9 protein-coding genes and 1 pseudogene are annotated in these 12,768 nt (G+C 60.8%); 6 read left to right on the top strand and 4 right to left on the bottom strand.

Annotation, left to right across the window (positions count from 1 at the left end; translation table 11 throughout):
• Positions 1 to 42: 42 nt before the first annotated feature.
• Both argJ and secA read right to left on the bottom strand, forming a co-directional pair.
• Positions 43 to 1,260, bottom strand: coding sequence for a bifunctional glutamate N-acetyltransferase/amino-acid acetyltransferase ArgJ (gene argJ, locus V8689_RS22765; RefSeq protein ID WP_056791131.1), 1,218 nt, complete (start codon positions 1,258 to 1,260; stop codon positions 43 to 45).
• A 124-nt stretch (positions 1,261 to 1,384) separates the two neighbouring features.
• Complete coding sequence (gene secA / locus V8689_RS22770) at positions 1,385 to 4,120, bottom strand: preprotein translocase subunit SecA (RefSeq protein ID WP_014719726.1); 2,736 nt, start codon at positions 4,118 to 4,120, stop codon at positions 1,385 to 1,387.
• A 306-nt stretch (positions 4,121 to 4,426) separates the two neighbouring features.
• Between secA and V8689_RS22775 the strand changes: the two genes are divergently transcribed.
• Positions 4,427 to 4,882: a DUF721 domain-containing protein gene (locus tag V8689_RS22775; protein ID WP_003193887.1), complete on the top strand. Its 456-nt coding sequence runs from the start codon at positions 4,427 to 4,429 to the stop codon at positions 4,880 to 4,882.
• A gap of 4 nt (positions 4,883 to 4,886) precedes the next feature.
• Here V8689_RS22775 and V8689_RS22780 read toward each other — a convergent pair whose 3' ends face one another.
• On the bottom strand, positions 4,887 to 6,365 hold the full coding sequence (locus V8689_RS22780) for a helicase HerA-like domain-containing protein (RefSeq protein WP_056791128.1): 1,479 nt from the start codon (positions 6,363 to 6,365) through the stop codon (positions 4,887 to 4,889).
• A 349-nt stretch (positions 6,366 to 6,714) separates the two neighbouring features.
• On the opposite strand from V8689_RS22780, the pseudogene V8689_RS22785 reads away from it, so the two are divergent.
• The 5 genes and pseudogenes from V8689_RS22785 to V8689_RS22805 all read left to right on the top strand — a co-directional run.
• A pseudogene (locus V8689_RS22785) lies at positions 6,715 to 7,554 on the top strand (HAMP domain-containing protein); the annotation flags it as partial.
• 141 nt (positions 7,555 to 7,695) lie between these two features.
• On the top strand, positions 7,696 to 8,460 hold the full coding sequence (locus V8689_RS22790) for a methyl-accepting chemotaxis protein (RefSeq protein WP_370694806.1): 765 nt from the start codon (positions 7,696 to 7,698) through the stop codon (positions 8,458 to 8,460).
• A 207-nt stretch (positions 8,461 to 8,667) separates the two neighbouring features.
• Positions 8,668 to 9,789, top strand: a complete 1,122-nt coding sequence (locus V8689_RS22795) for a glycosyltransferase family 4 protein (protein WP_056791125.1) — start codon at positions 8,668 to 8,670, stop codon at positions 9,787 to 9,789.
• Positions 9,782 to 10,534 carry a DUF2334 domain-containing protein gene (locus tag V8689_RS22800; protein ID WP_056791122.1) on the top strand — a complete coding sequence of 251 codons (753 nt, stop codon included), beginning with the start codon at positions 9,782 to 9,784 and terminating at the stop codon, positions 10,532 to 10,534. Before V8689_RS22795 ends, V8689_RS22800 begins: the two co-directional genes overlap by 8 nt.
• Positions 10,522 to 11,631 (top strand): lysylphosphatidylglycerol synthase transmembrane domain-containing protein, encoded by a 1,110-nt coding sequence (locus tag V8689_RS22805; RefSeq protein WP_056791119.1) that lies wholly within the window; start codon positions 10,522 to 10,524, stop codon positions 11,629 to 11,631. Before V8689_RS22800 ends, V8689_RS22805 begins: the two co-directional genes overlap by 13 nt.
• 124 nt (positions 11,632 to 11,755) lie before the next feature.
• Here the strand turns inward: V8689_RS22805 and purU are convergent, their stop codons facing one another.
• Entirely contained in the window at positions 11,756 to 12,604 is an 849-nt protein-coding gene (gene purU / locus V8689_RS22810; RefSeq protein ID WP_019821236.1) for a formyltetrahydrofolate deformylase, read from the bottom strand.
• Positions 12,605 to 12,768: the final 164 nt, after the last annotated feature.

Genomic DNA, 12,768 nt, shown 5'->3' on the forward strand with positions numbered 1-12,768 from the left:
TTTTTCGCGAGCAAGCTCGCTCCTACAGGGGGAGGGTCATTTTCAGGTACGGTATTCCGCGTTGATCTTCACGTACTCGTGGGACAGGTCGGTGGTCCAGATGGTTTCGCTGCACTCGCCGCGACCCAGCTCGATACGGATGGTGATTTCTTCCTGCTGCATCACTGCCGAGCCCTGGGCTTCGGTGTAGGTTTCGGCGCGGGCGCCACGGCTGGCGATGCACACGTCACCCAGGAACACGTCGATCTTGCTCACGTCCAAGTCCGGCACGCCAGCACGGCCGACAGCCGCGAGGATACGGCCCCAGTTCGGGTCCGATGCAAACAGCGCGGTCTTGATCAGCGGCGAGTGCGCCACGGTGTAGCCCACATCCAGGCATTCCTGATGGTTGCCGCCGCCGTTGACTTCAACCGTGACGAACTTGGTCGCGCCCTCGCCGTCACGCACGATGGCCTGGGCCACGTCCATGCACACCTCGAACACCGCCTGCTTCAACGCCGCAAATAATGGACCTTCGGTGGAAGTGATTTCCGGCAGGTTGGCCTGGCCGGTGGCGATCAGCATGCAGCAGTCGTTAGTGGACGTATCACCGTCGATGGTGATGCGGTTGAACGACTTGTTGGCGCCGTCCAGCATCAAGCGTTGCAGCACATCGCGGGAGACTTTGGCGTCGGTGGCGATATAGCCGAGCATGGTGGCCATGTTCGGGCGGATCATGCCTGCGCCTTTGCTGATACCGGTGACGGTAATGGTCACGCCCTCATGCACGAACTGGCGGCTCGCGCCTTTTGGCAAGGTGTCGGTGGTCATGATACCGGTAGCGGCAGCCGCCCAGTTATCCACAGACAGGTCATCGAGCGCGGCTTGCAGGGCGCCTTCGATTTTTTCCACCGGCAGCGGCTCACCGATCACACCGGTGGAGTACGGCAGCACCTGGCTGGCGTCCACGCCGGTCAGCTGGGCCAGCTTGGCGCAGGTGCGCGCAGCCGCCACCAGGCCCGGCTCGCCGGTGCCGGCGTTGGCATTACCGGTATTGGTCAGCAGGTAACGGATCGACCCGGCCACGCGCTGCTTGGCCAGAATCACCGGTGCGGCGCAGAAGGCGTTGAGGGTGAACACGCCCGCTACGGTCGAGCCTTCAGCACAGCGCATCACCACCACATCCTTGCGCCCCGGGCGCTTGATGCCGGCCGAAGCGATACCGAGTTCAAAACCGGCAACCGGGTGCAACGTGGGCAAAGGACCAAGACCAACAGCCATGAATGCGCTCCTTAAAAATAGGTGATGTCTGTGCCGTCGCTATCGACGGTGGGAATTAATGGCAAAACGCCGCGACGGCAAAGGCCGGTCGCGGCGCGGGGTGTTGCAGCGTCAGGCGAAAATCTTATTCGATCTGGCCGTGGCAGTGTTTGAATTTCTTGCCCGAACCGCAGTAGCACAGCTCGTTGCGACCCAGCTTCTGGTCATTGCGAACCGGGGTCTGGGCCAGGGCCACATCAACCTCTTCACCCAAGGCTTCAGGCTCATCCAGGCCCGGCGCTTCGTCATGCTGGAACTGCATGCGCGCCGCCAGGGCCTCGGCTTCCTGACGCAGGCGTGCTTCTTCCTCGATCGGGTCTTCGCGACGCACCTGAACGTGGGACAGCACGCGGATCGAGTCGCGCTTGATCGAATCCAGCAATTCGGAGAACAGCGTGAACGACTCGCGCTTGTACTCCTGCTTCGGGTTCTTCTGGGCGTAGCCACGCAGGTGGATACCGTGGCGCAGGTGGTCCATGGTCGACAGGTGGTCTTTCCACAGGTCATCCAGCACGCGCAATACGATCTGTTTCTCGAAGGTGCGCAGTGCTTCGGCACTCGCCTGCTCTTCTTTCTCGTTGTACGCAGCCAGCAGCTCGGCCATCAGTTTTTCGCGCAGGGTTTCTTCGTACAGGTGGTCGTCTTCGTCCAGCCATTGCTGAACCGGCAAGTCCACACCGAAGTCGCTCTTCAATGCCGCCTCCAGGCCGGCAACATCCCACTGCTCAGGCAGCGATTGTGGCGGGATATGCGCGCTGACAGTGGCGTTGAGCACGTCCTGACGGAAATCAGCGATGGTCTCGCCAATGTTGTCGGCGGCCAGCAACGTGTTACGCATGTGATAGATCACTTTACGCTGTTCGTTGTTGACGTCGTCGAACTCGAGCAGTTGCTTACGAATGTCGAAGTTACGGCCTTCTACTTTGCGCTGGGCCTTCTCGATGGCGTTGGTCACCATGCGGTGCTCGATCGCTTCACCGGACTGCATGCCCAGGGCTTTCATGAAGTTCTTCACCCGGTCCGACGCGAAGATACGCATCAGGCTGTCTTCCAGCGACAGGTAGAAGCGGCTGGAACCGGCGTCACCCTGGCGACCGGCGCGACCACGCAGCTGGTTGTCGATACGACGCGATTCGTGGCGCTCGGACGCGATCACCTGCAAGCCACCGGATTCCAGCACGGCCTGGTGGCGCTTCTGCCAGTCGGCCTTGATCTGGGCGATCTGCTCAGGCGTCGGGTTGTCGAGCGAGGCCACTTCCACTTCCCAGTTGCCGCCCAACAGGATGTCGGTACCACGACCGGCCATGTTGGTGGCGATGGTCAGTGCGCCTGGGCGACCGGCCTGGGCGATGATCTCGGCTTCTTTTTCGTGGAACTTGGCGTTCAGTACCTTGTGCTCGATACCTTCCTTGTTGAGCAGGTTGGACACGTGCTCGGAAGTCTCGATGGTGGCGGTACCCACCAGGATCGGGCGGCCCTTGGCCATGCCGTCCTTGATGTCATTGATGATCGCCGCGTATTTCTCTTCGGCGGTCAGGAACACCAGGTCGTTGTAGTCTTTACGCGCCAACGGCTTGTTCGGCGGGATGACCATCACGGCCAGGTTGTAGATCTGGTGGAATTCGAACGCTTCGGTGTCGGCCGTACCGGTCATGCCGGACAGCTTGTTGTACAGACGGAAGTAGTTCTGGAAGGTGGTGGACGCCAACGTCTGGCTTTCGGCCTGGATGTTGAGGTGTTCCTTGGCTTCGATGGCCTGGTGCAGGCCTTCGGACAGGCGACGACCGGGCATGGTACGACCGGTGTGCTCGTCGACCAGTACCACCTGGCCGTCCTGCACGATGTATTCGACGTTGCGGTGGAACAGCTTGTGAGCGCGCAAGCCGGCGTACACGTGGGTCAACAGGCCCAGGTTGTGCGCCGAGTACAGGCTTTCACCTTCGGCCAGCTCGCCGATCTGGGTGAGCATTTCTTCGACAAACTGGTGACCGGCTTCGTTGAGTTCGACCTGGCGGGTCTTCTCGTCGATGGTGAAGTGACCTTCTTTGGTCACCACGCCTTCCACTTCCTCGATGTGCTGCTCCAGGCGCGGGATCAACTTGTTGATCTCGGTGTACAGGCGCGAGCTGTCTTCGGCCTGGCCGGAGATGATCAGCGGGGTACGGGCTTCGTCGATGAGGATGGAGTCGACTTCGTCGATCACGGCAAAGTTGAGTTCGCGCTGGAATTTTTCATCCATGCTGAACGCCATGTTGTCGCGCAGGTAGTCGAAACCGAATTCGTTGTTGGTGCCGTAGGTGATGTCGCAGGCGTACGCGGCGCGCTTCTCTTCCGGCGGCTGGAACGGCGTTACCACGCCGACGGTCAGGCCGAGGAATTCATACAGCGGGCGCATCCAGTTGGCGTCCCGGCGAGCCAGGTAGTCGTTCACCGTCACAACGTGCACGCCCTTGCCGGACAGTGCGTTGAGGTAGACGCCCAGGGTTGCCACCAGGGTCTTGCCTTCACCGGTGCGCATTTCGGCAATCATGCCTTCATGCAAGGTCATGCCGCCGATCAACTGGACGTCGAAGTGGCGCATGCCCATGACGCGCTTACCGGCTTCACGGGCGACCGCGAAGGCTTCGGGCAGCAGCTTGTCGAGGGTTTCACCTTTGGCTATGCGGGCCTTGAACTCTTGGGTCTTGGCGCGCAATTGCTCGTCCGACAGAGCAACCATCTGCTCTTCGAAGGCATTGACCAGCTGCACCGTCTTGAGCATGCGTTTGACTTCGCGCTCATTCTTGCTTCCAAAAAGTTTCTTTAACAAAGGCGCAAACATATCGGCAGGTTCTTCCACACATAGGGATGGAGGGCGCACCGTGAGTGGCCCGAGCAGCCCTCACGGCCGCATTGCGAACGCGCATTCTACCCGGAATCGTGGGTGAGGAAAGTGGCGTTGTTCCCCGAGGCAGGCACGGCGCTGTGAGAGGGCTTGTTTAAAATAAGGGCTTTTGCGCGAACTTCAACCCATGGAGGGCAGAAGTTACTTATTGATTTGATGGGCAAAGCCCAGTCGACGCAGAGCCTCGGGGTGTGCAGGCGCTTTCTGATAAGATAGCCGCTCTGTTACCTAAGGTGTCTAAACATGGCATTTCGCCCTCTCACAGCCCGCGCTCCCGGCGTGTTGCTTCGCGAAGCCAAGCCGTTGAAAGCCATCTTTGGCCATGCCAAGCGCCTGGGCCATTTGCAACGCCTGCTTGAAAGCCAGCTGCAACCGGCCGCACGTGAGCACTGTCATGTGGCGTCCTGGCGTGAAGGCAATCTGCTATTGATTGTCACCGATGGTCATTGGGCCACGCGCTTGCGTTATCAGCAAAAACGCTTGCAGCGCCAACTGATGGTGTTTGAAGAGTTCGCCGGTTTGACGCGCATTCAGTTCAAGGTACAGCCACCCACCGTGCCGCAAGGCGCGGTGGGGCATACCCTGGACCTCTCGGAAACGGCCGCTGAAACCCTTCAGGCCACCGCCGAAGGGATCAACGACCCGGGCTTGCGCGCCGCCCTGGAACGGCTGGCCGCCCATGCCCGGCCCAAAGCCTGAAGCGCTATTTGCGTTTGCTGCCGCCCAATAATGAACCCAGCAGACCCCGCACCAGCTGGCGCCCCATCTGATTGGCGGCCTGCTGCATGGCTGATTTCAACGCCTTGCCCGCCGTGGTCCCCAGGAAGGCACCGGCCTTGTCGGTGAAGCTTGGCTCTTCGGCGGCCGGCGCGGTCTGCTCGGCAGGCCCCAGCTCCTTGCGGGCCATCAGCACTTCATAGGCAGACTCACGATCCACCGGCTTGTCATAGCGCCCCAACAGCGGCGAACTGGCGATCAACGCTTTGCGTTCGGCTTCGCTGAGCGGCCCGATCCGCGATTGCGGAGGCGCAACCAGTACGCGCTGGACGACTTCCGGCGTGCCCTTTTCCTGCAAGGTTCCCACCAATGCCTCACCGGTGCCCAACTCTGTGAGCACAGACAAGGTATCGAATGTTGGGTTGGGCCGGAAACCGTCCGCCACCGCCCGCAGGGACTTCTGCTCTTTGGCGGTGAACGCACGCAAACCGTGCTGGATGCGCAGGCCCAGTTGCGCCAGCACCGTATCCGGCAGGTCGCCCGGCGATTGGGTGACGAAATACACACCGACGCCTTTGGACCGGATCAGGCGCACCACTTGCTCCAGGCGCTCCTGCAAGGCTTTTGGCGTATCGGCGAACAACAAATGCGCCTCATCGAAAAACAACGCCAACAAGGGTTTGTCGGCATCGCCGCGTTCCGGCAATTGTTCGAACAACTCTGCCAGCAGCCACAACAGGAAGGTCGCGTAGACCTTCGGCGCTTCATGCACCAAGCGGCTGGCGTCCAGCAGGTGGATGCGCCCACGTCCATCGCTGGCGGGCTGCAAAATATCCTCCAGTTGCAGGGCCGGCTCGCCAAACAAGGCTTCGGCGCCCTGCTGCTCCAGCACTGCCAGGCGCCGCAACAAGGCCTGGCTGGAACCGGTGGTCATCAAGGCGGCGTCTTCGCCCAGCAGTTCCGGGTGATAGCGCAGGTGATTGAGCAGTGCCTTGAGGTCTTTGAGGTCCAGCAGCAACAGGCCTTCGCGGTCGGCCACCTTGAACGCCGCATAGAGCGCCGATTGCTGGCTGTCGGTGAGTTCCAACAGGCTGCCGAGCAACAGCGGGCCCATTTCACTGATGGTGGTGCGCAGTGGGTGACCGGATTGGCCGTGGATATCCCACAGGGTGACCGGGTACGCCTGGGCGGTGTAATTAAGGAAGGGCATGCCGGCAATACGCTCGGCCACTTTGCCCTGGGGGTTGGCGGCGGCGCCCAGGCCGCAGAGGTCGCCCTTGATGTCGGCAGCGAACACCGCCACGCCCGCATCACTGAAGGCTTCCGCCAGGCGCTGCAAGGTGACGGTCTTGCCCGTGCCCGTGGCGCCAGCGATCAACCCGTGACGGTTGGCCAGGCGCATGGACTGGGCGATGGGCTGGCCGTCAAGGCCGGCACCGATAAGCAGTTGTGTGGAGTCAGGCATTTCGTCACCTATGGTTAATCTTTAGTGCCGCGAGGTCGATATAGACGGATGTAAGCCCGACAAAGACTAAAAAATGGTCAGATAATTCCGATATGGACCAACGGAGCTATCACCAGAAATACCACACCTTTTTTGACGCTGCCATTTTGCGCCTCCCGCATAGGATGCGCCTCGGATATTAAGACCTTAGCGGACCCTTCAAGCCATGAACAAAAATCTGCGCTTCAGCCACAAGATCCTGCTTGCAGCCTCCCTTATCGTCATCGCCGCCTTTGCGTTGTTTACCCTCTACAACGACTACCTGCAGCGCAACGCGATTCGTGACGACCTCAATAACTACCTGCATGAGATGGGCGACGTCACCGCCAGCAACATTCAAACCTGGCTCACCGGGCGTATCGCCCTGGTGGAAAACGCCGCACAGAACATCGCCATCAACCCTGAAAAAACCGTGGTGGCCAGCCTGCTGGAGCAGAAAGCGCTGACCTCGTCATTCATGGCCACCTACGTCGGTGACAGCCAGGGCACATTCACCATCCGCCCTGACACCAAGATGCCCGACGGCTTCGACCCGCGTGTTCGCCCCTGGTACAAAGGCGCCCAGGCCAGTAATGGCTCGACCCTGACAGAACCCTATATCGACGCGGCGACCGGGCAACTGATCATCTCCGTTGCCACGCCCAGCGCCAAGGGCGGCCAGAGCATCGGCGTGGTCGGTGGCGACCTGAGCCTGCAGACCCTGGTGGATAACATCGGCGCGCTGGACTTTGGCGGCATGGGCTATGCGTTCCTGGTCAGCGCCGACGGCAAAGTGCTGGTGCACCCGGATAAAGCCCTGGTGATGAAGACCCTGGCGGACGTTTATCCAAAAGACACGCCAAAGATCAGCGGTGACTTCAGCGAAGTGCAAGCCAACGGCAAGACCAATATCGTGACGTTCACACCGATCAAGGGCCTGCCCTCGGTGAACTGGTACCTGGGCGTTTCGGTGGATAAAGACAAGTCTTTCGCCATGCTCAGTGAGTTTCGCACCTCGGCGGTGATCGCCACGATCATCGCGGTGGTGATCATCATCGCCCTGCTCGGCATGCTCATCCGCGTCTTGCTGCAACCTCTGCACCTGATGACCCGCGCCATGCAGGACATTGCCGACGGTGAAGGCGACCTGACCCGCCGCCTGACCATCCAGAACAATGATGAGTTCGGCACCCTGGGCAATGCGTTCAACCGCTTCGTGGAGCGCATTCATACCTCGATTCGCGAAGTGTCTTCCGCCACCGAGCACGTCAATGAAGTGGCCCTGCGGGTGGTCAGCGCCTCGAATTCGTCGATGGTCAATTCGGACGAACAGGCCAACCGCACCAACAGCGTCGCCGCCGCCATCAATCAGCTGGGGGCTGCGGCCCAGGAGATCGCACGCAACGCTGCCCAAGCCTCCAGTCAGGCCAGCGATGCACGGCACCTCGCCGAGGACGGCCAGCAGGTGGTTGAACGCAATATCAAGGCGATGACGCAGTTATCCAGCATGATCAGCACCTCAAGCACCAATATCGAAGCACTTAACAGCAAAACGGTGAATATCGGCCAGATTCTTGAGGTAATCACCAGCATTTCCCAGCAAACCAACCTGCTGGCGCTCAACGCGGCGATTGAAGCGGCGCGCGCCGGGGAAGCCGGGCGTGGCTTTGCGGTGGTAGCCGATGAAGTGCGCAACCTGGCCCATCGCACTCAGGAGTCGGCGCAACAGGTGCAGACGATGATCGAAGAGCTACAGGTGGGCGCCCGGGACTCGGTGACTACCATGAGCGAAAGCCAACGCCACAGCCTGGACAGCGTGGAAATCGCCAACCTGGCCGGCGAGCGCCTGAACAGCGTGACCCAGCGCATTGGCGAGATCGACGGCATGAACCAGTCGGTCGCCACTGCCACTGAAGAACAGACCTCGGTGGTGGAGTCGATCAATATGGACATCACCGAGATCAACACCCTCAACCAGGAAGGGGTGGAAAACCTGCAATCGACCCTGCGCGCCTGCTCGGACCTGGAACAACAGGCCTCGCGCTTGAAGCAGTTGGTGGGCAGCTTCCGGATCTGAAATTCACCTGTAGGAGCGAGCCTGCTCGCGAAAAACGTCAACGATAACGCGGGCTGCCTGAAGAAACGCGGCGTGTGTGAGTTTTTCGCGAGCAAGCTCGCTCCTACAGTGTGCGTTTGTCCGCTCGCAACGCCGTTATGCTGCGAATCTAAACCGAACATCTATCCTTACCTCAGGTCCATCTAGGGAGAGCAATGGATCGGAGGGATGTTCATCGTGCATATCGCTGACATAACCATGTTCTACGCCCCGGCCAGCGGTGGCGTACGCACTTACCTGGACGCCAAGCACCGGCGTCTGGCGCTCAAGCCGGGCATTCGCCACAGCCTGTTGATCCCCGGCGCACATTTGAGCGAACAGGACGGCATCTTCAAAGTACCGGCACCCGCCCTGCCCTTCGGCAAAGGCTACCGTTTCCCCGTTCGCTTGGCGCCATGGCGAAATGTCCTGCACGATTTACAGCCCGATCTGATCGAAGTGGGCGACCCTTACCTGACCGCCTGGGCAGCCCTGGATGCCCGGCGCCAGTTGGATGTGCCGGTCATCGGCTTCTACCACTCCGACCTGCCACTGCTGGTGAGCAACCGCATGGGGCCTTGGTTTACCCCCAATGTTGAAGCCTATGTGCGCAAACTCTATGGGAATTTTGACCGGGTGCTCGCCCCCAGCCAGGTCATGGCCGACAAGCTCACCGGACTTGGCGTCAGAAATGTCTTCGTGCAACCCCTGGGCGTAGACCTGCAAACCTTCACCCCTGAGGTACGTGACCCCGGCCTGCGCGCCGAACTGGGGATTGGCGAAGACACTCGGCTATTGATATTCGCCGGGCGCGGCTCCAAGGAGAAAAACCTGCCGGTTCTGCTCAACTGCATGAAGCGCCTGGGGGATGGCTACCACTTGCTGCTGGTGGGCTCCGGCATGCCCGCCAGCGTGCCAGACAATGTCACCGTCATTGATGGATTCCGGCCCGCCCAGCATGTTGCGCGCCTGATGGCCAGCGCCGACGCCTTACTGCATGGCGGCGACCAGGAAACCTTCGGCCTGGTGATTCTGGAAGCCATGGCCTGCGGTATTCCGGTGGTCGCCGTGGCGGCCGGGGCCTTTACCGAGATTGTCGATGAGCGTTGTGGCCTGCTGTGCACGCCGAACAACCCCAAGGCCATGGCCGATGCGGTGCGCGAGCTGTTCAGTACCGACAGCCGACGCCTGGGTGCTCAGGCTCGGCGCCATGTCGAGCAGCATTATGCGTGGGACACGGTAGTCGACAGCCTGTTGGGGCATTACTACGCCGTGCTGGGCAGCCACGAACCGATGCTCGCCCATGGCTGAGCGCGCGCTGATGCTGGTACTGCACGACGTGGCACCGCACACCTGGGTCGACTACCGGCCCTTCGTCGAGGCCGTCGATGCGCTGGGCAACGTGCCCATCACTTGGCTGGTGGTGCCAGACTTCCATCACCATGACGACCTGGCCGCCCACCGCGATTTTCGACGCCTGCTCGATAGCCGTGTCGCCAAGGGCGATGAACTCACCTTGCATGGTTATTACCATTGCGACGACCAACCTCGGCCGCGTACGCCAAAAGAATGGTTTATGCGACGCATCTATACCCACGAAGGCGAGTTTTACCAGTTGTCTGAGGCCGAGGCGTTGCGGCGGCTAACCGCCGGCATCGAGGTATTCCAGCGCAATGGCTGGCCGCTGCATGGCTTTGTTGCGCCCGCCTGGTTGATGAGCGATGGCACCCGGCAGGCATTGCGCCAGTTGCCCCTGAGCTACACCAGCGACCCGCAACATCTTTATCGCCTGCCGGACTTCACCCCCATCAATGCCCCCGGCCTGGTGTGGAGTGCCCGCAGTGCCTGGCGCCGGGGATTGTCCAAAGCCCTCAGCGACCGCCGGGAACAGCGTTGGCAGAAGGCCCCATTGATCCGACTGGGATTGCACCCGGTGGACATGCGCCACAGGTTTTCCCGCGATTATTGGCTGCACACCCTGCAACGCCTGCTCAACGCGGGGCGCGTCCCCCAAACCAAGGCCGCCTGGCTGGCGACGCAGCCATGGGCCGACTGATCTGGTTAATGTTGGCGCTCTTGGTGGCGCTGGTGATCCCACTGTGGCTGGGCGGCGGCGAGAGCTGTACACGCCTGCGCCAGTTTCCGCTGCCCCAGTTGCTGGGGATGTTCGCCATGATCATCGGCTGCTGGCTGATCAACAGCCTGCGTATCCGCCTGTTGCTTGGCGAGCATCGCGCCCAGTTAGGGCCGCTTAAAAGCCTTGGCGTGGTGATATCCACCGAGTTCGCCATGTGCGCCACACCCGGCGGCAGCGGCGGGCCGTTGACCCTGATGGCACTGCTGGCACGTAACGGCGTCCGCCCCGCCCACGGCAGTGCGGTGTTCGCCATGGACCAACTGAGCGACTTGGTATTTTTTCTCTGCGCACTGGTGGGGATCCTGCTGTATGCGCTGTTTCATAGCCTCAGCCCGCGTATGGAGTGGTTGCTGGGTCTCAGCGCCGTGTCGATGGTAGGTGGGGTGATCAGTGGCTGGGCCGTGGTGCATTTTCACCGACGGCTGATTCGCCTGGCGGGTTTGGCACTCAAGGCCATGAAGGTCGGCGCGACCACCCGCCGACGCTGGGCACGCCGGTTGCTGCGTTTTCTTGCGGCGTTCAGCGCCACCCTGAAACTCCCCCGGGGCACCTTGCTTGGGGTCTTTGCACTGACCAGCCTGCATTGGCTGCTGCGTTACAGCGTGCTGTACCTGGCGCTGCGCGGGTTGGGCGGTGAGGTGCAGTGGGCCTGGAGCTTTCTGATCCAGATGTTATCCCTGACTGCTGGGCAGTTCAGCCTCGCGCCAGGCGGGGCCGGCGCTGCGGAGTTGACGTCAGCGGCACTGCTGGCGCCCATGGTGGGTACATCCACAGCGGCTGCGGCGATTCTGATCTGGCGCGCGGTGACCTATTACTTCTATTTGTTGGCCGGTGCGCCAGTGTTTCTATTGATGGTCGGCAAACCGCTGCTCAAGCGTCTTTTGCAGGGGCAGCAGGCGGCTCGTCCTGCGCCTGCGTCTGCTCCCATAAACGCGCCGCGCCTGGAAAATCAGTTCCATCCTCGGCATCCAGCGCGTCCGGGTCGTAACGACTCAAACAGCCCTCGCCCAAGGTAGCAGGCGCCCGTGAGGTGGCTTTATCGAGCGGGTCGCTCATGGGAATCTCCTGAAACAGAAATAAAAAAAGGGCCTGGAGAGTTTTACCTCCAGGCCCCGGTGTCTTTCAATCAAAACCGCTGGGTCAGAAGACCACGGTCTTGTTGCCGTGCACCAACACGCGATCTTCCAGGTGGTAGCGCAAGCCACGGGCCAACACCATCTTCTCGACATCACGGCCGAAGCGCACCATGTCTTCAATACTGTCGCTGTGGCTGACGCGCACCACGTCCTGCTCGATGATCGGGCCGGCGTCCAGCTCTTCGGTCACGTAGTGGCAGGTTGCACCAATCAGCTTCACGCCACGCAGGGAAGCCTGGTGATACGGCTTGGCACCGACAAAGGACGGCAAGAAGCTGTGGTGGATGTTGATCACCTTGCCTGCGTATTCGCGGCACAACTCCGGTGGCAGGATTTGCATGTAGCGCGCCAGCACCACCACATCCGCGTCATGCTGCTTGACCAGGCGCGACACTTCGGCGAATGCCGGCTCCTTGTCCTGTGGGTTGACCGGCACATGGTAATAAGGGATGCCATGCCATTCGACCATGCTGCGCAGGTCGTCATGGTTGGAGATCACGCAGGCAATCTCGCAATCGAGTTCATCACTGTGCCAGCGGTGCAGCAGGTCTGCCAGGCAATGGGATTCGCGGCTGGCCATCAGCACCACGCGTTTCTTCTGCTCTGTATCAGTGATGTGCCAGGTCATCGAAAACTCTTCGGCAATCGGCGCAAACGCCTCGCGGAAGGCTTCCAGGCCAAAGGGCAGCGTATCGGCACGGATTTCGTGACGCATGAAAAACCAACCACTGAGATCGTCCGAGTGATGGCTCGCCTCGGTGATCCAGCCATTATGGGAAGCCAGAAAGTTACTGACCTTGGCAACGATGCCAACCCGGTCCGGGCAAGCAATCACCAGCCGAAAAGTGCGCATTAGGGGGAAACTCCAGAACTTCACAAAGGCGGCTATTCTAGCGATTACGCAGAAAAACTGCAGTATTCCCTTGCACCTAATCTTGAGCCCTCGCCGTAGCAACACCCCTTAATCGCGTAAGGTTTTACCACCGCTATATGACGATACAAGGGCATGCTCAGGCC

Origin of the sequence: Pseudomonas sp. AK181 (assembly GCF_051122975.1) — a bacterium.
Classification (GTDB): domain Bacteria; phylum Pseudomonadota; class Gammaproteobacteria; order Pseudomonadales; family Pseudomonadaceae; genus Aquipseudomonas; species Aquipseudomonas lactis.